Genomic DNA, 25,713 nt, shown 5'->3' with positions numbered 1-25,713 from the left:
CGGTCAGCGCCATCCTGCTGCACGGGTGTGACAACCGCTCAAGGACGCGCTGCCCGCCGGGCGACGAGCACCTCCACCAGGGCCAGCATCAAGGCAGCCCCCACGAAGCCGACCGAGACGATCAGGCCGCTGCTGATCGCCGCGTCGAAACCGCTGGTGCTCAACACCCCGAAGAACAGGCCGGACGCCGCAGCCGTGCCGACGGCCGAGCCGATGCGCTGGCCGGTCTGCTGCACACCCGCCGCCGTGCCGCCGTGGGCCGCGTCGATCTCGCTGAGGGTCACCGTCTGGTTCGGGGAGATCACCAGGCCGCTGCCGATCCCCGCCACCAGCAGCGGCGCCGCCGTCACCGCACCCGCCAGCGAGCCGGGGTGGGTGGCCAGCAGGACGTCCGTGGCCAGCAGGCCCAGCAGCGCCGCCAGCAGGCCGATGACCACCAGGCGCCGACCCATGCGGTGCACGATCCGGCCGCCCAGCGCGGAGGACACCGCGGAACCGACCGCGAACGGCGTCAGCGCCAGCCCAGCCTGCAGGGCCGAGTAGCCCAGACCGCGCTGGAAGTACACCGCCAGCACGAAGAAGATGCTGGTGAACCCCGCGAAGTACAGCAGGCCGAGGCTCGCGCCGAAGGAGTAGCTGCGGATGCGCAGCAGGCGCAGGTTCACCAGCGGGTGGTTCCCGCGCTTGCGGTACCAGTGCTCCCACGCCACGAACGACGCCAGCAGCACCACCGCGACGACCAGCAGGTACCACGGGGTTCCGGCGCCGCCGCCCTCCTGCTCGACCAGCGGCAGCAGCAGGCACAGCAAACCGCTGCCGAGCAGCAGCACGCCCACCAGGTCCAGGCTGCGGCGGGCATCGCGCGTGCGGTCGCGCGGCAGCACGCGCATCCCGTACAGGATCGCCGCCACCCCGATCGGCAGGTTCACGAAGAACACCCAGCGCCAGCCGTTCTCCACCCCGGCCAGCTCGATGATCAGCCCACCGAGCAGCGGCCCGATCGCGGTGGAGACGCCCACCACCGCGCCGAACAGGCCGAAGGCCTTCCCCCGCTCGCGGCCGTGGAACAACTGCTGCATCAGACCGAGCACCTGCGGGTTGAGCAGCCCGCCCGCCACGCCCTGCAGCAGGCGGGCCACCACCAGCCACAACGGGGTCATCGCGGACCCAGCCAGCGCGCTGGCCACGGTGAACGCCGCCAAGGCCAGCAGGAACATCCGGCTGCGGCCGCGGTCGTCACCGAGGCGCCCGGCGGGCACCAGCACCAGGCCGAAGGTCAGCGCGTAGCCGGAGACCACCCAGGACAGCGCGACGGCGGGCGCGTCCAGGCCCTCCTGGATGGACGGCAGGGCGACGTTGACGATGCTGACGTCCAGCAGCGTCATGAAGCCCGCGATCAGGCAGAGGGCCAGCACCCGCCAGCGGGTGGCGGGCGGTTCACCAGTCGCGGCCTTCGACTTGGTCGGGTCCACGGGACCAGCTCAGCACGTTCGTTCTAGGCTCGCACTGCCCGGTGCGCCACAGCATTGCGACCGACTGACTTATCAATCACGTCCAGCCTCCGGACGACCCCGACGTTTTGACATCCAAACGCTGCTGTCTAGGCATGTTCCCGCAGATGGCCAACCCGGGGCCGATCGCAACGCGACCCGATCATTGCGATTCTCGCAATGTGCTGTTAGCGTTTCGGCTGTGCAGGACACGACGGCTGCGTTGCGCCAGCGGGTGCGCGACGTGTTGCGCCAGTACCCGGGGAGCCAACGCGCGTTCGCCGAGCAGATCGGGTTGGACCCCACCAAGCTGTCCAAGTCGCTGACCGGGACCAGGCGCTTCACCCCGGCCGAGCTCACCCGCGTAGCCGAGCTGACCGGCGTCACGGTGAACTGGCTGATCAACGGTGGCGACGACGTCGAGACGGTGGCCGCCGCGCCGCAGCGCACCGCCCGACCGCTGCGCGACCCCGGCGACCTCCGGGAAGCCAGCCGCTACCAGCAGATCCTCGACGCCGCCTGGCACCTGATCGCCGAACGCGGCTACCACTCGGTGCGCGTGTCCGACGTGGCCAAGGAGTGCGGCACCAGCGCGGCGACCATCCACTACTACTTCCCCGGTCGCAACGACCTGCTCACCGAGACGCTGCGCTACTCGGTCCGGCAGGCCTTCGACCGGCAGGTCGCCGAGCTGCACGCCATCGAGGACGCCCACGAGCGTCTGCTGCGCCTGGTCGAGCTCCAACTGCCCACGCCCGGCCTGCTGCGCCAGGAGTGGTCGATCTGGCTGCAGGTGTGGAACGAGAGCGCGCTCAACCCCGACCTGCAGGTGCTGCACAGCGACTCCTACACGCGCTGGCACGACACCATCGCCCGCACCATCCGCCAGGGCCAGGAGCAGGGCGTGTTCGCCGACACCGACGCCGAGGAGCTGACCGTCACGCTGACCGCGCTGATCGACGGCCTGGGCATCCAGGTGCTCGCCGGGCGCCCCGGCCGGTCCGTCGAGCGGATGCGCAAGGCACTGCGCGAGTACGTCGAACGCGAGATCGTCCGGCACTGACATCCCCACAACCCCACCTGGGCACCGCACCGGTGCCCAGGCGCTGGAACCTGCCCACGAGAGGAGAGCCCGATGGCCAACGAAGTGATCGTCACCGCAGCGCTCACCGGCGCCGGTGACACCACCGGCAAGAGCGAGTTCGTCCCGGTGACCCCGGAGCAGATCGCCAAGGACGCGGTCGAGGCCGCCGAAGCCGGGGCGGCCGTGGTGCACATCCACGTCCGCAACGTCGAGACCGGCCAGGGCTCGCGGGACACCGCGCTCTACCGCGAGGTCGTGGAGCGCATCAAGGAGACCGGCACCGACGTGGTCATCAACCTGACCGCGGGCATGGGCGGCGACCTGTTCATCGACCCCGACGACCCGCTCAAGCCGGTCGACGGCACCGACCTGGTCAACGGCCTGGAGCGGCTGCCGCACGTCGAGGAGCTGCTGCCGGACATCTGCACGCTGGACTGCGGTTCGCTGAACTTCGGCGACGGCAGCCAGCTCTACATCTCCACCCCCGACATGCTGCGGGCCGGTGCCAAGCGGATCCAGGAGCTGGGCGTCAAGCCGGAGCTGGAGATCTTCGACACCGGCAACCTGTGGTTCGCCAAGCAGCTGCTGGCCGAGGGCCTGCTCGACGCCCCGCCGCTGTTCCAGCTGTGCGCGGGCATTCCGTGGGGCGCCCCGCCGGAGCCGGGCCTGCTGCAGGCGATGGTCGGCATGCTGCCCGAGGGCGCGAACTGGGCGAGCTTCGCCATCGGTCGCAACCAGCTGCGCTGGGTCGGCCTGACCGCCGCGCTCGGCGGCAACGTGCGCGTCGGCCTGGAGGACAACCTCTACCTGAGCAAGGGCGTCAAGGCCAGCAACGCCCAGCTCGTCGAGCGCGCGGTGACCATCGTCGAGGGCATGGGCATGCCGATCGCCACCCCCGACCAGGCCCGCGAGCAGCTCGGCCTGCAGAAGCGCTGAGCTCCCCATCCGGAAGGGAATCCCCGAGTTGAACGAGCACACCTCCTCCCCCGGCTCGGTGCGGCGGGTCGCCTGCATCGGTGCCGGTGTCATCGGCGGCGGCTGGGTCGCGCACTTCCTGGCGCGCGGCTACCAGGTCACGGCATGGGACCCGGCGCCGGAGTTCGAGGCCAAGCTGCGCCGCCTGGTCGACGCCGCGTGGCCCGCGCTGACCGAGCTCGGCCTGTCCGCCGGTGCCTCCCGCGACAACCTGGTCATCGCCGCGACGCTGCAGGACGCCGTCGCCGACGCCGAGTTCGTGCAGGAGAGCGCGCCGGAGGACCTCGCGCTCAAGCGGGACCTGCTGGCCCGCATCGACGCGGCCACCCCGGCGGGCGTGGTGATCTCCTCGTCCACCTCCGGCTACGGCATGACCGAGATGCAGGTGGACTGCCCGACCCCGCAGCGGCTGGTGGTGGGCCACCCCTTCAACCCGCCGTACCTCATCCCGCTGGTCGAGGTGGTCGGCGGCGAGCGGACCGAGCCCTGGGCCGTGCGGTGGGCCTCGGAGTTCTTCGAGGTCGCCGGCAAGTCGGTGATCACCATGGACCGCGAGGTGCCGGGCTTCATCGCCAACCGGCTGCAGGAGGCGATCTGGCGCGAGGCGCTGCACATGGTCGCCAACGGCGAGGCCACCGTGGAGCAGATCGACGCCTCCATCACCGAGGGCCCGGGGCTGCGCTGGCCGCTGCTCGGCCCGTGCCTGACCTTCCACCTGGCCGGTGGGGAGGGCGGCATGGCGCACATGCTGGACCACTTCGGCCCGTCGCTGAAGTCGCCGTGGACCCGGCTGGAGGCTCCCGAGCTCACCACCGAGCTGCGCGACGCGATGGTGCGGGGTTGCGAGGAGGCCGCCGACGGCCGCAGCATCGCCGAGCTGGTCGCCGACCGCGACCGCGCGGTGATCGCGGTGATGCGGGCGGTCGACGAGGTGCGGAGGGGCCGGTCATGACCGGGCTCGCCGAGTTCCGCCAAGCGGTCCGCCCGGAGTGGATCGACTACAACGGCCACCTCAGCGAGGCCTACTACGTGCTGGTCTTCGGGTTCGCCACCGACGCGGTGATGGACCAGGTGGGCCTGGACGAGGCCTACCGCGGCAGCACCGGCTGCTCGCTGTACACAGTGGAGGCCCACGTGCGCTACCTGCGTGAGGTCGGTCCGGACGCGGAGCTGGTGATCACCACGCGGGTGGTGGACGCGGGCGCGAAGAAGGTGCGCCTGTGCCACGAGATGTCCGTGGACGGCACGGTCGTGGCCACCGAGGAGATCATGGCCCTGCACGTCGACCAGTCCCAGGGCGGCACCACACCGTTCCCCCCGGCGGTGGCCGAACGCCTGACCGCACTGGTCGAACCCCAACCGGCCTACGCAGGCCGATCCATCGGCTAAAGCCTCGTGAGTGGCGATGGTGCCCCCAACAACCATCGCCACTCACGACACCATGACCGTGCTCGGGATGACCGGAGCGCTTCGGGTGGCTACGGTGGCGGGTGTCCCGCCCAGCGACCTACTGGAGGTTCGATGAGCCCGGAGACGCCGGAAGCCGATGCGGTCGAGCAGGCCCAGCAGGCCGAGGAGCTGGTCGTGGACGAGGAGTCGGAGCCGGTCGAGGTGCCCCTCGACGCCGATCCGGCCGACCTCGCCGACCAGTACCGCGAGGTTCCGATCGACGACGCCTACGACCGCGACTGACCCGCACCGCTACGCCGAGCGTCGGGCCGACCCGCCCGGCTCGGGGAAGACGCGGCCGGGGTTGAGGATGTTGTGCGGATCGAGCGCGGCCTTGATCGCGCGCTGCGCGCTCAGGGCCGCCTCGTCCAGTTCCTCGCCCAGCCAGCGGCGTTTGAGGTGGCCGACGCCGTGCTCGCCGGTGATGGTGCCGCCGAGGTCCAGGCCCAGCTCCATGATCGCGTCGAACGCCTGGTGCGCGCGGACGGTCTCCTCGGCGTCGTCGGAGTCGAAGGCCACCACCGGGTGCATGTTCCCGTCACCCGCGTGCCCGGCGCACAGCACCTGCACCCGGTACTGCTCGGCGATCCGGCCCAAGCCCTCCACCAGGTTCACCAGGTTCCGCCGGGGCACGCACACGTCGTCGACCAGCACCGCCAGGCCGAGGTGCTCGTGGGCGTCGCCGACCAGCCGCCGCGCCTGCATCAGCAGCTCGCCCTCCGCCGGGTCGTCGGCGACGACCACCTCGGAGGCCTGGTTGGCGCGGGCCACCTCGGCGAAGGCCGCCAGCTCGGCCGGTGCCGCCTCGCCCTGGTCGGACTGCACCAGCAGCATGCCCGCCATGCCGTCCGGGAAACCCAGGTCGGCGATCTTCTGCACCGCGTTGACCGTGGGCCGGTCCATGAACTCCAGCACCGACGGCCGGTGGCCCTGCCCCAGGTACCCGGCCACGGTGCGCACCGCGTCGGTGATGGTCGGGAAGAACGCGACCGCGGTCAGCGGCTGCGCGGCGGCCGGGCGCAGCGCCACGGTGACCTCGGTGACCACGCCGAGGGTGCCCTCGGAGCCGACGACCAGGTGCGTCAGGTCGTACCCGGCCACGCCCTTGGCGGTCCGGCGCCCGGTGCGCATCACCCGACCGTCGGCGAGCACGACCTCCAGGCCGCGGACGAAGTCGCCGGTCACGCCGTACTTCACGCAGCACATGCCGCCCGCGTTGGTGGCCACGTTGCCGCCGATCGTGGAGATGCTGCGCGAACCGGGGTCCGGTGGGTAGAACAGCCCGTGCTCGGCGACCGCCGCCGCGAGCACCCCGTTGACCACCCCGGGTTGGACGACGGCGACCTGCTCGGAGACGTCGACGTCGAGGATGCGGTCCATCTTCTCCAACGACAGCAGGATGCAGCCGTCCAGCGCGTTGGCCGCACCGGACAACCCGGAGCGGGCGCCCTGCGGCACCACCGGGACCCGGTTGCGGTGCGCCCACTCCAGGGTCGTCGCGACATCCTCAGTGGACCGCGCGCGGACCAGCACCGCCGGGGTGCCCGCCGGGCAGAACCCGGCACGGTCCCGGCGGTGGGCCTCCAGCACGTCGACGTCGTCGAGGACGCGGCCCTCGGGCAGTAGGTCGTGCAGGGCGCGCACATCGGCGGTGGTCATCGGGTCAACTCTCCGACCTGGGTGGGAACGGTCTCGCCGCTAGAACCTAACCCGCCGAACCACCCCGGAGTCCAGACCGCGGAATGGACCTGGTCACAGTGCGGGACGGCGCAGCGGGGCGGCTCAGCCCGGCCACTGGCCGAAGAGGTCGGCGAAGCCCTCCCGCCAGCTGGGCCACTTCGGGCGCCAGCCCAGGGTCTCGCGGAGGCGGAAGTTCGTCGCCCCACGCTGCTCGGTCAGCTGGTGCACCGTCAGCCAGTCCAGCTGGGTCCTGGCCTGCTCCAGGGTCAGCGACACCGGAGCAGGGCCGCCCGCCATCCGCGCGTAGGCGGGCAGCCACTCCGTCGCCTCCGCCGGTTCGTTGTCCACCACGTTGTAGGCGCCCGGTTCGCCGCCCGCAAGCAGTTCGAGCACCGCCCCGGCCGCGTCCTCGACGTGCGTGAACGAGGTCAGCCCGACCCCGTCGCAGACCACCGGCAGCTCGCTGCCGCACACCCGCGAGTGGATCGCGCCGCCCGGCGCGTACTGCGTGCCCGGGCCGTAGAGGTTGCCGTAGCGCAGCGCGACGCCCTCGGCGTCCGAACAGGTCAGAACCGCTTCCTCCACCGCCACCTGGGCCCGGACGGCGTCGCCCCAGCAGCCCGGCGCGTCCGTCCACAGTGGTGAGTCCTCGTCCAGCACGTCGTGGCCGTGCGGGCGGTAGGCAGCGGTCGTGCTCTGCCCGATGATGCGCGTCGCGCCAGCCGCTGCGGCGGCCGCGACGAGGTTCTTCGACGCCCGCTCGCGGGACCGCGCGGCGCGGCGCTGGCCGTCGGTGAGATCGGTCCGGCCGATCCCGGAAGTCAGGTCCACCACGACGTCCGGTGCGACGCGGCACAGCTCGCGCCGCACCCCGTCGGAATCCAGCAGGTCGGCGACAGCGACGTCGTCCACGGACGTCGGGCAGTCAAGCCGGTCAACGCGCCGGACGAGCACGGTGACGTGGTGACCTCTCCTCCGCAGCAGCGGCAGGAGCGTTCTTCCGACCACGCCGGTCGCACCGGCGACAACCACACGCAGGGGCACTTCGACCTCGCACCGGGTTAGACGTCAGCGGCTGGAAAGCCTACCCCGGCGGGATACCCCGGAATGGGTGAAAACGGTGATCCCCCAAGGCGGCAGACCGGCACCGCGGACGGCCCGGACCTGCCGCCCCCTCGAGGCGGCATCGGAGCCCACTCCGATGCGCAGTCGCGCCAGAGCGGCACGACCCTTCGTCAGATGGCGCGGATGCCCGCGGCCTGCGGCCCCTTCGGACCCTGGGCGATGTCGAACTCCACCCGCTGGTTCTCCTCCAGCGTGCGGAAACCGGAGGCGTCGATCGCGGAGTAGTGGGCGAAGACGTCGGCGCCGCCGCCGTCGGGGGTGATGAACCCGTAGCCCTTCTCCGCGTTGAACCACTTGACCGTACCGGTAGCCATTCCTTGTTTCTCCTGATTCTGCTGGCCAGGGTCAACACTGCGCCGACCCGCGGTCGCCGAGCTGATCACCCTCGTGCCGATGCGGCACCACGGCACAAAAAAAGTGCCTGCGTTCTGGCAGGCACTTTCCAAGTACTGCTGGGGCCAAAACTGCAACCACCGCAACGCTAGCACTCCGACTGCGGGTTGTCACACCTCGATCGCTGCATGTCAGCGCCCCAGCGAGCACCTGTTCACGGGATGCTCAACAGGCCCTGTCCGCGGGCTTCCGCGGCCAGGTTCTCCTCCCTCCGCTGGTCTGCGAGCAGCAGTGCCGCGGCCCGCGGGGTGAGCCCCTCGGAGTCCCAAGCCGCCAGCAGCGGCGGGATCTTCGCCAGCATCTCCTCCCGCAGCACCTGGAACGACAGCACCGGGTCGGCGTCGACCCGCCCCAGCAGCAGCCACCAGGCCCAGGCCACCGCGCCCGCGTTGGCCACGAAGTCGGGGATGACCGGGATGCCGCGGGTGGCCAGCATTTCCTCGGCGTCCGCGGTCACCGGGGTGTTGGCCGCCTCGACGATGACCTTGGCGTTGACCTCCGGGACTTGCGGCGGGGTGATCGCGTAGGACACCGCCGCCGGGATGAGCACGTCGACCTCGGCGCCGAGGACCGACTCGCGCGGCGAGCGCTGCACGTGCGCGGGCACCTGGTCGCGGTCGATCTCGCCGAACCGGTCGCGGGCGTCCAGCAGCGCCGGGACGTCCAAGCCGTCCGGGTCGTGCAGCGTGCCAGCCGCGTCGGCCATCGTCACGACCTTCAGCCCGGCCTCGTGCAAGTAGTAGGCCGCGCCGCCGCCCATCGTCCCCACGCCCTGCACCGCGACTGTGGTGTCCTGGGGCGCCCAACCCCGCGCGTGCACCACGCCGAGGCAGCTCTGCGCGACGCCGTAGCCGCCGACCACGTCGCCGAGCAGCAGCCCGCCCGGGACCGGTGCGTTGAGCCCGGCGCGGACGCGGCGCAGCGTGCGCTCCGCGTCCGGGGCCCGGCGGATCGCCGCGTGGTAGGACTGGTGCAGCCCGACCTCGGCGAAGACCTCGTCGATCAGGTGCTGCGGCACCCCGAGGTCCTCAGCGGTCACCCAGTGCGCGTCCAGGTACGGGCGCATCGCCTGCACGAACCGGCGCAGGACTCCCTCGGCCTCCGGGTCCTTCGGGTCGCAGTCGATGCCGCCCTTCGCCCCGCCGACCGGCAGGTCGAACACGGCGGTCTTGCGCGCCATACCGCGCGCCAGGTCCTCCACCTCGGACAGGGTGCACCCGGCGCGCATCCGGGTCCCGCCAGTGGCCAGACCGGACACCAGGCTGTGCACCACCAGGTAACCGTTGCGGCCGGTCACCGGGTCCGTCCAGATCACCCGCATCATCGGGTCGCGGTCGACGAGTGCCACGGGCCGAACCTCCTTCCATCAACGCGTGAACCCGCCGCGGAGAACCCGCGCGGGGAGTGCAACCAGTGATCGAACTAGCGACGAGCCGCGTGGTCGCGGTGCTCGCCCGGCGGCCGACTCGGCCGGTCAGTGATGTCGCAACCAGAGCGAGGAAGAGGACAACCATCGGGCGGGACGCGGGTTGCAGTAGGACTCGACTCGCATGACACACCTCCCGCATGTCCGCCCGGATGGCTCGAAGTTAAGGGCGGCCGGATCGGATTGTCAACAATCGTCTTCTCCGACAAGCCCCGAGTCATCGGAACGGGTGCGCGCCCGCCTGCCGCGACCCCCGCCGAACCGCCTCCGACCAGCACCGGGACCCCCTCCACACCCCAGGCCACACGAATGGGGGACACGCGGTCCTAAGCTTCGATCGCGCCGGACGCGGGAGCAGCGCGAACCGCGCCGGGACTTGGCCCAAACCACTCCCAAGATCACCGCGCGGCTGGAAGGATGCGGAGCATGAGCCAACCGGGACGACCCCATGAACTGCCGGGATCGCTGGACGAGGCGACGCAGCAGCAGCTGATCCAGGAGATCGGTCGGCTGATCGTGCGCGCGCTGCCCCCCGGCTGGCGGGAAGCCTCCGTCGAGTACCGCGCGCTCGGCGACCACCAGGAGCTCGTCGCGCAGCTGATCGCCCCCAACGGCACCGCCGTCCCGCTGGCCGCCCCGCCGGAGGCCGCCGAGTTGTTCACCCGGTTGCGCCACGGCATGTACCAGCCGGACCGCGGCACCTGGGTGAGCGCGCTGTACCGGTTGCAGCGCCCGGGCAGCTACACCGTCGACTTCAACGGGGACTACGAGCCCAACTGGCGCACCGCTCCCCCACCCACCGCCCACGCCGACGAGCTCAGCCGGTTCCCGCGCCCGGCCGCCACCACCCCGGCCTGGCTCGCGCCCCACCCGGCGGGCCAGCTGCGCACCGCCGAGGTCTTCGACGACTCGGGGCGGCCGATCACCGAGCGCCCGGAACTCGACCCGGCCGAGCGCGAGCCGATCGCCGACTACCTGGAGCGGGCCCCGGTCGTGCTGGCCGCGCGCAGCTACGACACCGACCGGCTCGACCCGAACCGCAGCCCGGCGGTGCCGATGACCTTCCACACCGACGGCAGCTGGGTCTGGCCCGGCGCGGTCGGCTACTACCTGCGCCAGCACGGCGTCGCACCGGAGTCCGACCTCGTGGCCCACATCCGCCGCCAGGGCTTCCAGGTCCCGGAGGTCCCCGAACCGGTCCGGGAGCAGGCCGTCACCCTCATCACCGGCGAACAACGCGCCTGATCCGCTCCCCGCCAGGAGCCACACCGCCGGCAACCCCCGGGTTGGGCCGCGCGCCGGGGTTGATGCGGTTGCAAGGGAAATCAGGTGTGCGATTTCCATGGGAACCGCGTTCGGTCCGGTGGGGAGGGTGACCCGGGGCGGGGTGCGGTTCCGCCGGAGCTGACACAATCCTGGTATGCGCGAGGTGGTGTTCGCCGGGGGGCTGGTGGCCACAATGGACGCCGCCCGGTCGTTCACCGATGCGATCCTGGTGCGTGACGGGCGGATCGTCGCCGTGGGGCGGGACGCGGTACGGGAGCACTCGTCCCCGCGCGCCGAGTTCGTCGACCTGCGTGGTCGGTTGCTGCTGCCGGGGTTCCACGACGCGCACGTCCACCCGGTCTACGGCGGGATCGAGCGGCTGCGCTGCGACCTCACCGACTGCCTCGACGTCGCGCAGTGCCTGCAACAGGTCCAGGCCCACCTGCGCGCGCACCCGGACGTGGGCTGGGTGCTGGGCGGCGGCTGGGACATGGGGTTGTTCCCCGGTGGGGCGCCGGACCGGACCACGCTGGACCTGGTGACCGGGTCGCGCCCGGCGTACCTGCTCAACCGCGACCACCACGGGGCTTGGGTGAACACCGCCGCGCTGCGGCTGGCCGGGGTCGACCGGCACACCCCCGACCCGCCGGACGGCCGGGTCGAGCGCGACGCCGACGGCGAACCGTCCGGCACCCTGCACGAGGGCGCCACCCGGCTGGTCGAGGCAGTGCTGCCGCCGACCGGGGCCGAGGAGCTCCTCGCCGGGCTGCTGGAGGGCCAGCGGCACCTGCACGCCCGCGGCGTGACGTCCTGGCACGACGCGATCGTCGGCCCCTACCTCGGCTACGACGACCTGCTGCCGACCTACCTGGACGCCGACCGGCGCGGGCTGCTGACCGGCAAGGTCCGGGGCGCGCTGTGGTGGGACCGCGCCCGCGGCCGGGAGCAGGTCGAGGAGCTGCGGCACCGCCGGGAGGAGGCGCGCGGGCACCGGTTCCGGGCCGACACCGTGAAGATCATGCAGGACGGCGTGTGCGAGAACTGCACCGCCGCGCTGCTGCTGCCCTACCTGGGCGGCCACGGCAGCGGACTGTCCTTCGTGGACTCCGCGCTGCTCGCCGAGGTGGTGCCGGAGCTGGCCGCCGACGGCTTCCAGCTGCACTTCCACGCCATCGGCGACCGGGCGGTGCGCGACGTGCTGGACGCACTGGCCCGGGCCCCCGGACAGGACCTGCGCCACCAGATCGCGCACGTGCAGGTGGTGCACCCCGCCGACATCCCGCGCTTCCACGAACTCGGCGTGGTGGCCACGATCCAGCCCCGGTGGGCAGTCAACGACGCGGCGATGACCGAGCTGACAGCGCCGCGACTGGGGCACCGCCGGACCGGGTGGCAGTACCCGTTCCGGTCGTTACACGCGGCGGGCGCGGTGCTGGCCGCCGGGAGCGACTGGCCGGTGTCCGAGGCCGATCCGGTGCTGGCGGTGCACGTCGCGGTCAACCGGAGCGAACCCGGCACCGACGACCCGCCGTTCCTGCCCGAGCAGTCGCTGGACCTCGTCGACGCGCTCGCCGCCTACACCGCGGGCAGCGCGTGGGTCAACCACGCCGACCGCGGGACCGGGACCGTCGAGGTCGGCAAGGCCGCCGACCTCGTGGTGCTCGACCGCGACCCGTTCTCCCTGCCGCCGCGGGAGATCTGGCGGTGCGCAGTGGACCTGACCATGGTCGACGGAGCAGTGGTGCACCAGCGGGGGTGACGGTCCGCGACATCGCGCTGGGCCGGGCGGGCGACACCGGTTCCCGATCGTGTGGAAGGGGTTCCGGGGCATTGGCCGCCGCGGGCGCGGCTGGTTTCGTGCGCAGCGTCGGTGACCATCGCAGAGAGGTGCGCGGACCATGCAGGCCTTCCGACTGCCGGAGTTCTACCTGTCCTACCCGGCGCGGCTGAACCCGAACCTGGAGCGGGCTCGGGAGCACACCAAGACCTGGGCGCGGCGGATGGAGATGATCGACGTGCCGCAGCAGGGCGTGCCGATCTGGGACGAATCGGACCTCGACCGGCACGACTACGCGCTGCTGTGCGCGTACACGCACCCGGACGCCGACGGTCCCGAGCTGGAACTGATCACCGACTGGTACGTGTGGGTGTTCTACTTCGACGACCACTTCGTGGAGCTGTACAAGCGCAACCCGGACCTGGCGGGCGCGCGCGAGCACCTCGACCGGCTGCCCGCGTTCATGCCGGTCGAGGGGCCGATCACCGCGGAGCCGTCCAACCCGGTGGAACGCGGGCTGGCGGACCTGTGGGAGCGCACCGTGCCGTCGATGAGCGCGGACTGGCGGCGGCGGTTCGCCGAGAACACCAAGCACCTGCTGGACGAGTCGCTGTGGGAGCTGACCAACATCAGCGAGAACCGGCTGTCCAACCCCATCGAGTACGTCGAGATGCGCCGCAAGGTCGGCGGGGCGCCTTGGTCGGCGAACCTGGTGGAGCACGCCGTCGGCGCCGAGGTACCCGCCGCGATCGCCGCGACCAGGCCGATGCAGGTGCTGCGCGACACCTTCTCCGACGCGGTGCACCTGCGCAACGACCTGTTCTCCTACGAGCGCGAGGTGCAGGACGAGGGCGAGTTGAGCAACGGTGTGCTGGTATTCGAGGAGTTCCTCGGTTGTTCCACGCAGGAGGCCGCCGAAGCGGTCAACAACCTGCTGACCTCGCGGTTGCACCAGTTCGAGCACACTGCGGTGACCGAGGTGCCGCAGCTGCTCGACGAGCGCGGCATCGACCCGGTGGGCAGGCTGGCCGTGCTCGGCTACGTCAAGGGCTTGCAGGACTGGCAGTCCGGCGGCCACGAGTGGCACGTGCAGTCCGGCCGCTACCCGGACGGCGGTGGCGGCAGCGTGCTGGCCGGGCCGACCGGGTTGGGCACCTCGGCGGCCCGCATCATCTCCTCGCTGGTCTCCACCGCACCGCAGCGGTGGCGCAGCTACACCCGGATCCCGTTCCAGCCGGTGGGCCACGTGCCGCACCGGGAGATCCGGATGCCCTACCCGGTTTCGCTGTGCCCGCACCTGGACCTGGCCCGCGAGCAGACCGTCGAGTGGGCCCGCGCCACCGGCGTGTTCACCGACGTCCCGCGGGTGTGGGACGAGCCGACGCTGCGCGCCATCGACCTCCCGCACTGCGCGGCGGGCCTGGACCCGGACGCCACCGCTGAGGAGCTCGCGCTTGCCTCGGCGTGGCTGACCTGGGGGACCTACGGCGACGACTACTACCCGCAGGTCTTCGGGCACTCCCGCGACATGGCGGGGGCCAAGGTGCTCACCGCGCGGTTGAAGGAGCTGATGCCGGTCGAGGGCGTCAGCCCCGTCATCCCGACCAACGCGCTGGAGCGCGGGCTCGCCGACCTGTGGCAGCGCACCGCCGACCCGCTTCCGGTGGACAAGCGCCGGACGTTCCGCAACGCGGTGGAGGTGATGCTGGACAGCTGGCTGTGGGAACTGGCCAACCAGCAGCAGAACCGCATCCCGGACCCGGTCGACTACGTCGAGATGCGGCGCCGCACCTTCGGCTCGGACCTCACCATGAGCCTGTCGCGGTTCTCGCACGGCGCCAGCGTGCCGCCGGAGACCTACCGGACCCGCACCATCCGCGCCCTGGAGAACTCGGCAGCCGACTTCGCGACGCTGGTCAACGACGTGTACTCCTACCGCAAGGAGATCCAGTACGAGGGCGAGGTGCACAACGCGGTGCTGGTGGTGCAGAACTTTCTGGACTGCGACCTGGACCGGGCGTTCCAGGTGGTGCACGACCTGATGGACGCGCGCCTCGCGCAGTTCGAGCGCACCGTGGACGTCGAGCTGCCCGCCCTGTTCGAGGAGCGGGACCTGGACGCCGAAGCCCGCGCGACGCTCACCCGCTACGCCGCGGAGCTGCAGGACTGGATGGCCGGGATCCTCAACTGGCACCGCGAGTGCCGCCGGTACTTCGACACCGAGCTCCGCCACAACGTCCCGCTCGGCATCCCGCTGCCCCACCCGACCGGCCTCGGCACCTCCGCGGCCCGCCTGAGCTGGGACCCGGTGGTGGGCTAGGTGGCGCGCGGGGGCGGGGCCGTGCTCCGCCCCCGCGCACCACCGGTGCTCGCCGATCCGGCCGGAGCTCAGACCAGTTGGCCGCCCTGCACGACGTGGCGGATGTGCTCGGGGTCGGCGAGCTGGGCGATGTCGGCCAGCGGGTCCCCGTCGACCACCACCAGGTCGGCCAGCGCGCCCACGCGGAGGGTGCCGATCTCGCCGGTCATGCCGAGCAGCTCGGCCGCGGTGCTGGTCGCCGAGCGGATGACGTCCAGCGGCTGCTGGACCTCGCTGCGGATCCGGAACTCCTCGTTCTGGTGGCGGTGCATGCCGCCGAGCAGGTCGCTGCCGTAGGCGATCTTGACCCCGGCCCGGTACGCCCGCTCCAGGGCGGCCAGGCCGGCGCCCAGCACCTCGTCGACCTTGCGCCAGCTGTCCTCCGGCAACCCGAACTCGCGGCCTTCGGTCTTGAGCGCCCAGTAGGTCACCAGGGTCGGCACCAGGAAGGCGTCGTGCTCGAGGAACTCGGGCAGGTTCGACTCGTCGATGAGGTTGCCGTGCTCGATGGAGCGGATGCCCGCCCGCAGCGCCCGGCTCACCGAGCGTGCCGTGTAGGCGTGCGCCGCGACGTAGCGGTTGGCGGCGTCGGCTTCCTCCACGATCGCGCGGAGTTCGTCCACCGAGTACTGGGTGGAGTCGATGCGGTCGGTCGGCGAGGCCACCCCGCCCCCGGCCATCACCTTGATGTGGTGGGCGCCCTTGCGCAGCTCGTCGCGGGCAGCGGCCCGCACCGCGTCCACCCCGTCGGCGATCCGGCCGAGCCCGGCGCAGCACTGGTGGCCGTCGTGCACCCGGGTGCCGCGCGGTCGGCTGTCGCCGTGACCGCCGGTCTGGCTCAACGCCTTGCCGCAGAACGCCAGGCGCGGACCGCGGATCAGCCCTTCGGCCTGGGCGTCGGCCAGGCCGAAGTCAGCGCCCGAGGCGTCGCGGACGGTGGTGAACCCGCGGCCGAGCATCTGCCCCATGATCCGCGCGGCGTGGGCCGTGGCGTAGGAGGGCGACCAGGACGGCAGCGCGCCGAGGTCCGCGGTGGCCGCGGTGACGTGCACGTGCGCGTCGATCAGCCCGGGCAGGACCGTGGCACCGGCCAGGTCCACGGTGCGCGCGCCGTCCGGAGCGGTCAGGCCGGGGCCGGACTCGGTGATCCGGCCGTCCACGCACAGCAGATCGCCTTCGGCGTACTCGCCGGTTTCGACGTCGAGCAGCTTGCCGGAGCGCAGCAGCAGTGCGGTCACGAATCCTCCTTGGTGTCAAGGCGCTGGACCAGCTCGGTCAGCGCGGGGACGGCGAGCTCGGCCAGCTCGGCGGCGCGGTCGACCTGCGCCGGGCCGTAGGCGTGCTCGGCGTCGAGCAGGGCGAGGGTGCCCAGCGTGGCGCCGTCGGTTCCGATCACCGGCACGTTGATCACCGAACCGCAGCCGAGTTCGGTGATCAGCGCGTGGTCGGCGAAGACCTGCCGGACCGACTCGACGTCGGGCCCGAAGAACGGCTCCTGGCGGATGATGCAGCGGTCCAGCCAGTCCGCGGCGACCTCGACGGACTTCTCACCGCCGATCGGGTACTGGTCGGGGTGGCTGGTGTGCGCCCGGTGCAGCACGCGCCGCCCGGGCAGCCAGGCCAGCACGGTGAACAGCCGGACGCCGAGCTCCTGCCGGACCCGTTCCTCCACAGTGGACAGCTTCATCGGACTGCTCCCTCCCGCGAGCCGGACTCGGTCAGGTCCTCCAGCGACCGACCCGCCGTGGCCAGCCCGAACACCAGGGTGCACAGGACGCCGACGGCGAGCACCGCCGTGGTGATGCCGAAAACCCCGGCGAAACCGAGGGATGCGGCGAACACGCCGATCACCGACGGCGCGATGATGCTGCCGAACCGGCCGAACGCGCTGGACAGGCCGGTGCCGGAGGCGCGGATCCAGGTCGGGAACACCTCCGGGGTGTAGGAGTACACCGCCGCGTAGGTGCCGTTGAGGAAGAACGACAGCACCGCGGCCGAGGTGGTGATCAGCACCGGGTCGGTCATCTGGGACATCCAGAACGCGCTGACCGCCGCGCCCGCCAGGTACAGCGCGATGGTGTTCTTGCGGTCCAGGCGCTCCCCCAGCCAGGCCGCCGAGAAGTACCCGGGGACCTGGGCCAGGTAGATGATGATGGAGAACTCGAAGCTCTTGGTGACCGTGATGCCCTGCTGCACCAGCAGCGTGGGGATCCAGGTGAAGAACCCGTAGTAGGAGAAGGTGATCACGAACCAGATCAGCCAGGTGATCGCGGTGCGCTTGGCCATCCCGCCGCTCCAGAGGTACTTCAGCGCGGAGAACAGGCCGATCTTGCGCGCCTCTGCGGGCTTGTCCACGGCGGTCTCGGGCACCGGCGGCAGCGGCTGCTTCGTGGCGGCCTGCACCTTGCGCTCCAGGTCGACCACGACCTGCTCGGCTTCGGCGGTGCGACCGGCGGCCAGCAGGTAGCGCGGGGACTCCGGCAGCGAACGCCGCCACCAGAGCAGCATCACGATCGGCAGCGCGGTGATCACCTGCGCCCAGCGCCAGCCCTCGGGCAGCGGCTGCACCACGAACCGGCCCAGCAGCGCGGCGCCGACGAAGCCGAAGGAGAAGAACCCGGCCAGCGCGCCGACGAACCAGCCGCGCCGGGCGGCTGGGACGAACTCAGCCAGGAACGGCGCGATGATCGCGCTCTCCGCGCCGGTGCCGAACCCGGCCAGCACCCGGGCGACGAGGAAGATCTCGTAGTTCGGGGCGACCGCGGCGATGACGGAGAACAGCGCGTAGGCGGCCAGCGCCCACATCATCACCTTGCGGCGGCCGATCCGGTCACCGAGCAGACCGGCGCAGGTGGCGCCGAAGAGGAAGCCGAACGGGGCAGCCGAGCCGACCAGGCCGAGCTGCGTGTTCGTCAGGCCCCACACCTCCTGCACGCTCGGCATCAGGAAGGCCACCACGGCGGCGTCCATCCCGTCGAAGGTGTAGCCGAGGCCTCCGAGCAGCAGCAACAGGTAGTGCGGACGGCTCAGCGGGAGCCGGTCCAGCCTTGCTAGCAGGGACAAGGGTGCCTCCAGGTCGTCCAGCACCGTCAATCGAGTGATGGGCAACGTATAGTGCGAATCTCAAGTTTTGCAATATCTGTTGCGTTGATTTCCGATTACAGTGTGCATCGGCCAGCGAGTGCGAGGAAGGACGGCCGATGACCGAGAGCAGCACCGCGGAGGCGGACGGCTTCGAAACCTGGTTGCGCGCCCGCGTTCCCGAGCGCGGGCTGCGCCCCAAGGGGGCCGCGGTGCTGGAGGTCCTGCTCACCCAGCCGCGGCGGGTGTCCTACAGCTCCGCCGCCGAGGCCGCCGAACTGGCCGGTGTCAACGTCGCGACGGTGACCCGGACCGCGCAGGCGCTCGGCTTCAGCGGCTGGTCGGACCTGCAGCAGGAGCTGCGCGCGCGATTCCTGTCCTCGCTGAGCGCCCCGGAGGTCGCCGCCGCCCAGCACACCGAGGGCGACCTGGGCACCGCCTCGCTGCGGCGCGACCTGGAATCGCTGGCCGTGCTCAACCGGCGGTTCGACGAGCAGCAGATCCACACCGTCGCCGAGGCGATGGCGCGAGCACGGCGGGTCCTGGTCGTGGCCCACGGCAGCTACGTCGCGATCGGCACGGCACTGGCCCACAACGTCCGGCTAGCCGGGTACGACGCGACCCTGGTGCACGACGCCGACCTGGCCAACGCGGTGTCCCGGATCAGCTCTGAGGACGTGCTGGTGGCGATCAGCTTCTGGCGGCTGTACCAGAACACCGTCACCGCGGCCGAGGAGGCACACGCCCGCGGCGCGCGGGTCTTCGTGCTCTCCGACGCGGCGAGCCCGGCCCTGGTCGCCACGGCCGAGGAAGTGCTGCTGATCCCCGCCGAAGGCGCGGCGTTCTTCCCGTCGCTGACGCCGGGGCTGGCGGTCGCACAGGCCATCGTCGCACAGTTGTCCACAGTGGACTCGAAGCGGACCCGCAGGTCGATCGAGGCCGCCGAGGAGCAGTGGTCGCGCTTCGGCCTGATGCACCGCCAACCGCGCCGCGGCTGACCCGGTGGCGCGGCGCGCGGGAGCACGCCGCACCACGGACCGGGGCGCCAACACGTCACTCGGCTTGGCGAACCTCGGCCATGGCCGTCCAGTGCGCGAGGTACTTGGCCGCCTCCGCCACCAGCAGCGCGTCGAGCTCGGCCCGGTTGGTGTTCCGGCGCAACCGCAGCGCCTTGCCGCGCCGCACGTCGAGGACAACCGGCGTCGCCCCCGGCAGCACCACCGGCACCAGGTGCTCCAGCACCCGCAGCGCCAGGTTCGCCGCATCCGCTTCGAGCACCGGCTCCTTCAGGTAGGGCAGCACGACCTCGGTGTGGCCGTCCCGGTGCCGCAGCGCCAGCGCGCTGTGCCGGGACACGGTGACCGACAGCTCGCCGCAGTCCCAGGCGGCCGACTCCATCGGCACCCCGGTGGCCCTGACCTTCCCCCACCACCGCGCGAAGCCCTGGTGCAGCTGCTGGAAGTGCGGTTGCTGCACCGGACGGGCCCGCCGGACCGCTTCGGCGACGACCTCCGGTGCGTTCGGCGAGCTCACCGCCCTGCGCAGCGCCAACCGGAACGGCGCGTAGAACGTCCAGGCCATGCTCGTCTCGTCGATGTGGATCTCCCACTGGTTCCGCACGATGCCCGCGCAGCCGCGCGGCGTGCTGCGCGCGTAGTCCAGGAACGAACCAAGACCGATGTGCACACCGTCCACGAGTACCCCTCCGCGGCCGAGGGCAGCATTCACCGCCACCGCGAACCGCACGCCCGGAGCATGACGGTCCACAGTGGTCTCGATGCGCCCAATTCCCCTGCCCGACAACAAGATCATACCACGTCAGAGCATGTTTTAGAACACGCATTCGAGTGATTCAGCAGGGGTGACGACCGCGCCGCCCGAGTGAGGACCCGTTTCGCCACCGCCGCCGCAGCGGCTACCGTGTGGTCTCCAGACGGCTGGACGACCCGGGGGTCCTGACATGACCAGCAAGCTCACCGAGATCGCCATCGACTGCGCCGATCCCTCCGGTCTCGCCCGCTTCTGGTGCGCGGTCCTCGGCTACGAGGTGCAGGACGAGGAGGACGACCTCGTCACGATCGGCTCCCCCGAGGTGCCCGAGGGCCGGAGCCGCCGCGGCCCGGTGCCGCCGGTGCTGACCTTCGCCCGCGTGCCCGAGGGCAAGGCCGTCAAGAACCGGGTGCACCTGGACGTCAACGCCACCGACGTGCCGCAGGACGAGGAGGTCCGCCGCCTGCTGGACCTGGGTGCCCGGCATGCCGATGTCGGGCAGACCGGCGCGGAGAGCTGGGTGACCCTCGCCGACCCGGAGGGCAACGAGTTCTGCGTCCTCGCCGGCCGCCACCCCTGAGGACGCGCCGGGGTCAGCCCAGGGCGTCGAAGGCGCTGCGGCCCAGGGCGGCGATGGCGTCGCAGGCCGGGCCACCCCGGTAGCCGCTGAGCGAGCGCTCGTCGGTGAGCTCGTCGACCAGGACCGTGATCACCGCGCGCGGGCGGTCGGTGCCGACCAGGCCGACGTCGTGGCGCAGGCCGAGGAGCTCACCGGTCTTGTTCCAACAGCTCGCGCCCGCCGGGAGCCGCGCGGGCAGCCGGTCGCGGACCTGCTGCTCGGCCAGCACGCCCAGCGCGTGCTCGGTCAGCTCCGGCGGCAGCGCCGTTCCCCCGGCCAGCCGGTCGAGCACCCGGGCCTGGTCCAGCGCCGTGGTCTCGTTGCGGCCCGGTTCGTGGTGGTGCATCAGCCGCCGCTCCACCCGGGTGGCGGTGCAGCCCAGGTCCGCCGCGCAGTCCCGGATCGCGTCGAAACCGACGGCGTCGATGACCGCGTTGGTGGCGGCGTTGTCGCTGACCACGATCATCAGGGTGATCAGGTCGCGCAGCGAGAGCCGGTCGACGCTGCGCAGCTGGCGCAGCAGCCCCGCGCCGCCGACGCGCTCCGCGGGCAGCTCCCGCGGGTCCTCCAGCCCGATCCGCCCGGCCTGCACCGCGCGCAGAGCGGTGATCATGACCAGCACCTTGATCGTGCTCGCGGCGGGCACCACCCGCTCGGCGCCGAGCAGCACCGGCTCGCGCTCGACCAGGTCCCACGCGGCGAACCCGACGCGACCGGGCAGCTCCGCCGCCGCCAGGTCGGCTCGCAACCGCTCCGCGAACCCCACACGCGCTCCCATCAGGTCAGGGGCTGCCCGGGGCTCGGGTGAGCACCAGGAACAGCACCGCGAACAGCGCCAGGTTGGCGACCATGATCGCCCAGCCGTTGTACATCATCATCCGCAGGTCGCGGGAGCGCGCCAACCCCATCTGCCCGATCATGTCCGGTCCGGGGAACGGGCCGAACCAGTCGATCTGGGAGGACCCCAGCAGCACCGCCGCCCACGCACCCGGCGGGACCCCCGCGGCGGCCAGCGCCGGGCCGAACAGCTTGTCCAGCAGCACCACCTGGGCCACGGCGGCGCCGGAGATGCCGAGCCACCCCACCACCAGCACCACCATGCAGAACAACCACGGCCCGACGTCGTCGAGCGTGGGCGCCATCAACTGCTGCACCGCGTCGTAGGCACCGGACCCCTCCAGCAGCTCCAGCATCGGGTTGAGCAGCCAGAACAGCAGGAACAGCCACAGCAGCGGCTGCGCACCCCGGTACCCCGCCTGCAGGGCGTCCTTCGGCGGCATGCGCGCGAACAACGCGGTGACCGCGGCGCTGACCGGCATCACGATCAGCACGTAGGTGTAGCTCGCCTGGAACACGATGCCGAGCGCGACCAGGACCGCCATGCTGCCGAGGAAGCCGACCGTGGCCCGCTTCGCCGCGGCCGGTTCGCCCGGCAGCTCCTCGCCGACCTCGTCCGGGTAGCACTCGGTGCCCTCGGTGCGCCGCTGGATCCAGTGCGACATGCCGAGCCCGGTCAGCCAGACCACGGCGGCCATCGGGATGCCCGCGTTGAGCAGGTACTCGCCGTAGCCGACCCCCGCCGCGCCCATGATGGTGACCACCGGCGGCGTGAACGGCCCGGTCACCAGCCCGGCTGCGGTACCCGCGTGGAACATCGCGGCCATCGACGGCGGGGTCAGCCGCAGCGCGGCGGCGATCGGCAGCACGATCGGCACCAGCAGCGCGCTCGCGCCGGACAGCGTGCCGAGGGCCGCGGCGAGCAGCGTCGCCGCGGCCATCACACCGATCCGGAACCGCAGCCGAGTGCTGATGCCGATGCCGTGCAGCACGGCCCGGACCAGGGTGGCGGCCGCGCCGGTCTCGGTGACGACCCGGCCGAGACCACCGCCGAGCAGCACGATCAGCCCGACGACCGCGATGAACGAGCCCAGCGATTCGCCCATCAGCTCGCCCAGCGCCAGCGGCGTGGTGCCGGTCTGCAGCGCCGCCACGACGAGCGCGCCCACCGTCGCCAGCACCACGTCCACGTCCAGCAGCACCAGGATCGCGTAGACCACGATCGGTGCGAGGCCCCACAGTGTTCCGGCCGATCCAGTCGCCAGCACCACCGCCGCGGTGATCAGCGCGGCGCCGAACACGCCCGCTGCGGCGCGCGGCTTCCAGGTCGTCATCGGCCGGTCTCGTCGAACGAGGCGAGGTCGACCGAGCCGCCCGGCATCACCCGCCGGGTGCTGCGGTAGCTGTAGAGCGCGTAGACCAGCAGGCCGATCACCAGCCAGCCCGCGAAGCGCAACCAGGTCCCCGCGGCCAGGAACGACATCAGCCAGGCGGAGAACAGCACGCCGAGGACCGGCACCACCGGCATGCCCGGGCAGCGGAACCCGCGCGGCAGGTCCGGCCTGCGGTGGCGCAGCACCACGACCGCGGCACAGACCAGCACGAAGGCGAACAGCACGCCGATGTTGGTCAGCTCGGCGGCCTCCTGCACCGGCAGCAGGCCCGCCAGCACGGCCGAGACGATGCCGAGGATCCAGGTCGCCCGGTGCGGCACGCGGCGCACCGGGTGCAGCTCGCCGAACCACTTCGGCATCAGCCCGTCGCGGCTGAGCGCGTACCACAGCCGGGAGGCGCCCATCATGAACGAGAAGCTGACCGTGACGATGCCCAGCACCGCCCCGACCGCGATCACCACGGCCACCCCGGACAGCCCGACCCCGGCGAACGCGCTGGAGAACCCGCTGTTCGGGTCGACCTGGTCGTAGCGCACCATGCCGGTGAGCACGATGCAGGCGCCGACGTAGAGCACCATCGAGATGGCCAGCGACAGCAGCATGGCCTTGGGCAGCAGCTTGCGGGCCTCGATGGACTCCTCCGCGGCGGTGGACAGCGCGTCGTAGCCGAACACCGCGAAGAACACCGTCGCCGCACCGGTGACCGCACCGCCCCAGCCGAACGGCGCGAACGGCGTCAGGTTCCCGAAGTCCACCTGGGCCAGGCCGACCACGACGACCAGCAGCACCACCGCGATCTTGACCACGGTGAGCACCACGTCCACCTTCGCCGAGGTCCTGGTGCCCCGGTTGAGCAACCAGGCCACGCCGAGGCAGATCAGCATGGCGATCAGGTCCACCCGGTGGCCCTCGCCGGTGCCGGGCGCGCCGAGCATCCACACCGGCAGCTCCACGCCGATGGACTCCAGCAGGAACCCGGCGTAGCCGGACATCCCGATGGCCACGGTCGCGACGATGGCGGTGTACTCCAGCAGCAGGTCCCAGCCGATGATCCAGCCGACGACCTCGCCGAGCACCGCAGCGGCGTAGGTGTAGGACGACCCGGCGCGCGGCACCATCCCGGCGAACTCGGCGTAGGCGAAGGCCGCGCACAGCGAAGCCGCCCCGGCGATCAGGAACGACACCAGCACGGCGGGCCCGGCCACGTCCCGCGCCACGGCACCGGCCAGGCTGAAGATCCCGGCCCCGATGATGGCCCCGACGCCGATCATGGTCAGCTGCGGCAGCCCCAGCACCCGCAGCATCCGCCGCTCGGACGGCTCCTCGGGTTTCGGGACGGTGCGGCGGAAGATGCCGTTCGGTCCGGTGCCGAACAGCGACCCACCCGTCGCAGCAGTCTCCTCGCGCATGAGTACCTCCCCGCGCTGCGCCGGAGTGCGCTAGCGATGCGGGGATGCTCGTCGATGAAACCGCCCCGGGAAAGACGCGAAGCGCGCGGATGCTTTCCCCTGAGCCCCAGCAGGTCTTCAGCTGCGAGCCATCCCGGTGCACTTGTCCCGACTCGTGCCGTTTCGCACGAAACCGCCAGTGCTTCAGAGCGTTCCGAGGACGGCGTGGGCCGCAGCGGCGTCCTGGACGCCCAGTCCGACGCTGTTGTAGAACACCACCTCCGCCGCGTCGCGGCGCCCCGGCGCCGCTCCGACGAGCACCGCGCCCAGCGCTCGCAGCTGCTCGCGCGCGATGTCGCCGCGCTCCAGCGCTCCGGCGATCGGCCCCGCGTGCGTCGCGGCCGTGTCGACTTCGTCGACGACGACCGCTCCGGCGCGCCGCACCAGCTTCGCGTCCACCTCGCACCGGTGGTGCTCGAAGCTGCCCACGCTGATCACGGTCGCTCCGGCCGCTACCGCGGCGGTCGGCACGACCGGCTCCGCGCTCAGGGTGCACGCGGCGATCAGCGGCGCTCCGCGCACCGCTTCCGCCGCGCTCGCCGCCGCTCGCACCGGCAGTCCGAGCTCCGCGGCCAGCTCCGCTGCCGCCGCTTCGCGCCGCGCCGCGTCGCGGCTGAACACCCGCACCTCGCGCAGCTTCCGCACGCGCGCGATCGCGCGCACGTGGGCGCGGGCCTGCACGCCGGAGCCGAGGACGGCGAGCTCGTCGGCGTCGGGCAGTGCCAGGGCGTCCGCGGCGACGGCGCTGCCCGCCGCGGTGCGGATCTCGGTGAGGGCGGTGGCCTGCATGGTGGCCGCGAGCTGCCCGGTCGTCGCGTCCGTGACCAGCACGGTCGCCGAGATCGCGGGCAGTCCGCGCGCGGCGTTGCCGGGGTGGACTGCGACCAGTTTGCTCACCGCGCCGTGCCGGGGCGACAGGCGGCTCAGGTAGCCCAGGGTGGTGTCCTCACCGGTCCGGATGGCGACCTTCTCGGCCAGCTGCGCCTCGCCCCGACCGAGCGATTCGAACGCCACCCGCTGCGAGGCGATCGCGGTGTCCATGTCCAGTGCCGCGGCAACATCGGCGTCGCTCCACATCCTCATGCGCGACCACGCTGCCACCCGCAACAACAGAGATCAACAACCGTCCGGTCCGCGACGTCGCTGTTGACCAGGTCGGTCATCTCGGTGTTGATCTCACCGAGCTCGGCGGTGACGTTCTTCCGCGTCTCCGCGTGCGCCTTGCTCTGATCGCCATCACCGGTCAGCGCGTCCAACGCGCCCGAGCGGACCGACGTTCCCATCAGCCAGCCGACACCGGCGGCGAGGATCGCCGTGCCCAGCGCATCCAGTCCGGCCCCGACCGCACCCGTGATCCTGGAGGCCCAGTCGCCGGACTCGATGGCCTTCCTGGTCCCGTCGAAGGCAGGTCCGTCGTCCGCGCGCACCGCGCTGACCGGGTCCCACGGGCACTGCGGTTCGAAGCGGTGGGCGCGACGAGGCACAGGGGTGCTGTCGCTCAGCTGGAGGAGAAATCACTCTCCTGATCCTCCGCGAACGC

24 protein-coding genes are annotated in these 25,713 nt (G+C 71.9%); 10 read left to right on the top strand and 14 right to left on the bottom strand.

Annotated features, from left to right (window positions below):
* Positions 1–38 precede the first annotated feature (38 nt).
* A complete protein-coding gene (locus tag ABT324_RS20270; protein WP_351179571.1) occupies positions 39–1,472 on the bottom strand; it encodes an MFS transporter in 1,434 nt (477 codons plus the stop codon).
* A 220-nt stretch (positions 1,473–1,692) separates the two neighbouring features.
* Between ABT324_RS20270 and ABT324_RS20265 the strand changes: the two genes are divergently transcribed.
* The 5 genes from ABT324_RS20265 (at position 1,693) to ABT324_RS20245 (ending at position 5,241) form a co-directional block, all read left to right on the top strand.
* Entirely contained in the window at positions 1,693–2,553 is an 861-nt protein-coding gene (locus ABT324_RS20265) for a TetR/AcrR family transcriptional regulator (protein ID WP_351179568.1), read from the top strand.
* Between the two features lie 72 nt (positions 2,554–2,625).
* A complete protein-coding gene (locus ABT324_RS20260; protein WP_351179565.1) occupies positions 2,626–3,510 on the top strand; it encodes a beta-keto acid cleavage family enzyme in 885 nt (294 codons plus the stop codon).
* Positions 3,511–3,538: 28 nt separating this feature from the next.
* A complete protein-coding gene (locus ABT324_RS20255) occupies positions 3,539–4,501 on the top strand; it encodes a 3-hydroxyacyl-CoA dehydrogenase NAD-binding domain-containing protein (protein WP_351179562.1) in 963 nt (320 codons plus the stop codon).
* On the top strand, positions 4,498–4,938 hold the full coding sequence (locus tag ABT324_RS20250) for a thioesterase family protein (protein ID WP_351179559.1): 441 nt from the start codon (positions 4,498–4,500) through the stop codon (positions 4,936–4,938). The genes ABT324_RS20255 and ABT324_RS20250 overlap by 4 nt, the downstream gene beginning before the upstream one ends.
* 132 nt (positions 4,939–5,070) lie before the next feature.
* Entirely contained in the window at positions 5,071–5,241 is a 171-nt protein-coding gene (locus ABT324_RS20245; protein ID WP_351179556.1) for a hypothetical protein, read from the top strand.
* Positions 5,242–5,250: 9 nt separating this feature from the next.
* On the opposite strand, the gene ABT324_RS20240 is transcribed toward ABT324_RS20245, so the two are convergent.
* The 4 genes from ABT324_RS20240 to ABT324_RS20225 all read right to left on the bottom strand — a co-directional run bounded on the left by ABT324_RS20240 (position 5,251) and on the right by ABT324_RS20225 (position 9,520).
* Complete coding sequence (locus ABT324_RS20240) at positions 5,251–6,657, bottom strand: FAD-binding oxidoreductase (RefSeq protein WP_351179553.1); 1,407 nt, start codon at positions 6,655–6,657, stop codon at positions 5,251–5,253.
* A 123-nt stretch (positions 6,658–6,780) separates the two neighbouring features.
* A complete protein-coding gene (locus ABT324_RS20235; protein ID WP_502949775.1) occupies positions 6,781–7,686 on the bottom strand; it encodes an NAD-dependent epimerase/dehydratase family protein in 906 nt (301 codons plus the stop codon).
* A 227-nt stretch (positions 7,687–7,913) separates the two neighbouring features.
* Positions 7,914–8,117: a cold-shock protein gene (locus ABT324_RS20230; RefSeq protein ID WP_351179550.1), complete on the bottom strand. Its 204-nt coding sequence runs from the start codon at positions 8,115–8,117 to the stop codon at positions 7,914–7,916.
* A gap of 233 nt (positions 8,118–8,350) precedes the next feature.
* A complete protein-coding gene (locus ABT324_RS20225) occupies positions 8,351–9,520 on the bottom strand; it encodes a Glu/Leu/Phe/Val family dehydrogenase (RefSeq protein ID WP_351179686.1) in 1,170 nt (389 codons plus the stop codon).
* Between the two features lie 528 nt (positions 9,521–10,048).
* Between ABT324_RS20225 and ABT324_RS20220 the strand changes: the two genes are divergently transcribed.
* From ABT324_RS20220 to ABT324_RS20210, 3 genes are all read left to right on the top strand, one after another.
* Positions 10,049–10,867 (top strand): hypothetical protein, encoded by an 819-nt coding sequence (locus ABT324_RS20220; RefSeq protein ID WP_351179547.1) that lies wholly within the window; start codon positions 10,049–10,051, stop codon positions 10,865–10,867.
* Positions 10,868–11,042: 175 nt separating this feature from the next.
* Positions 11,043–12,647, top strand: a complete 1,605-nt coding sequence (locus ABT324_RS20215; RefSeq protein ID WP_351179544.1) for an amidohydrolase — start codon at positions 11,043–11,045, stop codon at positions 12,645–12,647.
* A 139-nt stretch (positions 12,648–12,786) separates the two neighbouring features.
* A complete protein-coding gene (locus ABT324_RS20210) occupies positions 12,787–14,985 on the top strand; it encodes a terpene synthase family protein (protein ID WP_351179541.1) in 2,199 nt (732 codons plus the stop codon).
* Positions 14,986–15,053: 68 nt separating this feature from the next.
* On the opposite strand, the gene ABT324_RS20205 is transcribed toward ABT324_RS20210, so the two are convergent.
* Genes ABT324_RS20205 through ABT324_RS20195 form a run of 3 tightly spaced genes read right to left on the bottom strand, consistent with a single transcriptional unit; the run spans position 15,054 to position 18,087 of the window.
* Positions 15,054–16,262: a metal-dependent hydrolase family protein gene (locus ABT324_RS20205; protein ID WP_351179538.1), complete on the bottom strand. Its 1,209-nt coding sequence runs from the start codon at positions 16,260–16,262 to the stop codon at positions 15,054–15,056.
* A complete protein-coding gene (locus ABT324_RS20200) occupies positions 16,259–16,711 on the bottom strand; it encodes a GAF domain-containing protein (protein WP_351179535.1) in 453 nt (150 codons plus the stop codon). Before ABT324_RS20200 ends, ABT324_RS20205 begins: the two co-directional genes overlap by 4 nt.
* Complete coding sequence (locus tag ABT324_RS20195; RefSeq protein ID WP_351179532.1) at positions 16,708–18,087, bottom strand: MFS transporter; 1,380 nt, start codon at positions 18,085–18,087, stop codon at positions 16,708–16,710. The genes ABT324_RS20200 and ABT324_RS20195 overlap by 4 nt, the downstream gene beginning before the upstream one ends.
* 137 nt (positions 18,088–18,224) lie before the next feature.
* Between ABT324_RS20195 and ABT324_RS20190 the strand changes: the two genes are divergently transcribed.
* The gene (locus ABT324_RS20190) at positions 18,225–19,103 is read left to right on the top strand and encodes a MurR/RpiR family transcriptional regulator (RefSeq protein WP_351179529.1); all 879 of its coding nucleotides are present in this window, start codon (positions 18,225–18,227) and stop codon (positions 19,101–19,103) included.
* Between the two features lie 55 nt (positions 19,104–19,158).
* Here the strand turns inward: ABT324_RS20190 and ABT324_RS20185 are convergent, their stop codons facing one another.
* Positions 19,159–19,800: a hypothetical protein gene (locus ABT324_RS20185; RefSeq protein WP_351179526.1), complete on the bottom strand. Its 642-nt coding sequence runs from the start codon at positions 19,798–19,800 to the stop codon at positions 19,159–19,161.
* A gap of 265 nt (positions 19,801–20,065) precedes the next feature.
* On the opposite strand from ABT324_RS20185, the gene ABT324_RS20180 reads away from it, so the two are divergent.
* Positions 20,066–20,455 carry a VOC family protein gene (locus ABT324_RS20180; protein WP_351179523.1) on the top strand — a complete coding sequence of 130 codons (390 nt, stop codon included), beginning with the start codon at positions 20,066–20,068 and terminating at the stop codon, positions 20,453–20,455.
* A gap of 13 nt (positions 20,456–20,468) precedes the next feature.
* Here ABT324_RS20180 and ABT324_RS20175 read toward each other — a convergent pair whose 3' ends face one another.
* The 5 genes from ABT324_RS20175 to ABT324_RS20155 form a co-directional block, all read right to left on the bottom strand.
* Complete coding sequence (locus tag ABT324_RS20175) at positions 20,469–21,272, bottom strand: serine hydrolase (protein WP_351179520.1); 804 nt, start codon at positions 21,270–21,272, stop codon at positions 20,469–20,471.
* A gap of 4 nt (positions 21,273–21,276) precedes the next feature.
* Positions 21,277–22,665 carry an SLC13 family permease gene (locus ABT324_RS20170; RefSeq protein WP_351179517.1) on the bottom strand — a complete coding sequence of 463 codons (1,389 nt, stop codon included), beginning with the start codon at positions 22,663–22,665 and terminating at the stop codon, positions 21,277–21,279.
* A complete protein-coding gene (locus ABT324_RS20165) occupies positions 22,662–24,134 on the bottom strand; it encodes an amino acid permease (RefSeq protein WP_351179514.1) in 1,473 nt (490 codons plus the stop codon). The genes ABT324_RS20170 and ABT324_RS20165 overlap by 4 nt, the downstream gene beginning before the upstream one ends.
* A 183-nt stretch (positions 24,135–24,317) precedes the next feature.
* On the bottom strand, positions 24,318–25,256 hold the full coding sequence (locus ABT324_RS20160) for an ornithine cyclodeaminase family protein (protein WP_351179511.1): 939 nt from the start codon (positions 25,254–25,256) through the stop codon (positions 24,318–24,320).
* Positions 25,253–25,657, bottom strand: a complete 405-nt coding sequence (locus ABT324_RS20155; RefSeq protein ID WP_351179508.1) for a hypothetical protein — start codon at positions 25,655–25,657, stop codon at positions 25,253–25,255. Before ABT324_RS20155 ends, ABT324_RS20160 begins: the two co-directional genes overlap by 4 nt.
* Positions 25,658–25,713 lie beyond the last annotated feature (56 nt).

It is taken from the genome of Saccharopolyspora sp. NPDC000359, from assembly GCF_040300525.1.
Taxonomy (GTDB): domain Bacteria; phylum Actinomycetota; class Actinomycetes; order Mycobacteriales; family Pseudonocardiaceae; genus Saccharopolyspora.
The sequence above is the reverse complement of the archived record's forward strand: the minus strand, read 5'-3'. Positions and strand labels throughout refer to the sequence as shown.

Bases quoted from the DNA above. Each gene is read 5' to 3' on its own strand.
- ABT324_RS20210 (WP_351179541.1), top strand. From the start codon at position 12,787: ATGCAGGCCTTCCGACTGCCGGAGTTCTACCTGTCCTACCCGGCGCGG.
- ABT324_RS20260 (WP_351179565.1), top strand. From the start codon at position 2,626: ATGGCCAACGAAGTGATCGTCACCGCAGCGCTCACCGGCGCCGGTGAC.
- ABT324_RS20230 (WP_351179550.1), bottom strand. From the start codon at position 8,117: ATGGCTACCGGTACGGTCAAGTGGTTCAACGCGGAGAAGGGCTACGGG.
- ABT324_RS20225 (WP_351179686.1), bottom strand. From the start codon at position 9,520: ATGATGCGGGTGATCTGGACGGACCCGGTGACCGGCCGCAACGGTTAC.
- ABT324_RS20180 (WP_351179523.1), top strand. From the start codon at position 20,066: ATGACCAGCAAGCTCACCGAGATCGCCATCGACTGCGCCGATCCCTCC.
- ABT324_RS20170 (WP_351179517.1), bottom strand. From the start codon at position 22,665: ATGACGACCTGGAAGCCGCGCGCCGCAGCGGGCGTGTTCGGCGCCGCG.
- ABT324_RS20215 (WP_351179544.1), top strand. From the start codon at position 11,043: ATGCGCGAGGTGGTGTTCGCCGGGGGGCTGGTGGCCACAATGGACGCC.
- ABT324_RS20240 (WP_351179553.1), bottom strand. From the start codon at position 6,657: ATGACCACCGCCGATGTGCGCGCCCTGCACGACCTACTGCCCGAGGGC.
- ABT324_RS20245 (WP_351179556.1), top strand. From the start codon at position 5,071: ATGAGCCCGGAGACGCCGGAAGCCGATGCGGTCGAGCAGGCCCAGCAG.
- ABT324_RS20160 (WP_351179511.1), bottom strand. From the start codon at position 25,256: ATGAGGATGTGGAGCGACGCCGATGTTGCCGCGGCACTGGACATGGAC.
- ABT324_RS20175 (WP_351179520.1), bottom strand. From the start codon at position 21,272: ATGGGAGCGCGTGTGGGGTTCGCGGAGCGGTTGCGAGCCGACCTGGCG.
- ABT324_RS20250 (WP_351179559.1), top strand. From the start codon at position 4,498: ATGACCGGGCTCGCCGAGTTCCGCCAAGCGGTCCGCCCGGAGTGGATC.
- ABT324_RS20190 (WP_351179529.1), top strand. From the start codon at position 18,225: ATGACCGAGAGCAGCACCGCGGAGGCGGACGGCTTCGAAACCTGGTTG.
- ABT324_RS20200 (WP_351179535.1), bottom strand. From the start codon at position 16,711: ATGAAGCTGTCCACTGTGGAGGAACGGGTCCGGCAGGAGCTCGGCGTC.
- ABT324_RS20165 (WP_351179514.1), bottom strand. From the start codon at position 24,134: ATGCGCGAGGAGACTGCTGCGACGGGTGGGTCGCTGTTCGGCACCGGA.
- ABT324_RS20220 (WP_351179547.1), top strand. From the start codon at position 10,049: ATGAGCCAACCGGGACGACCCCATGAACTGCCGGGATCGCTGGACGAG.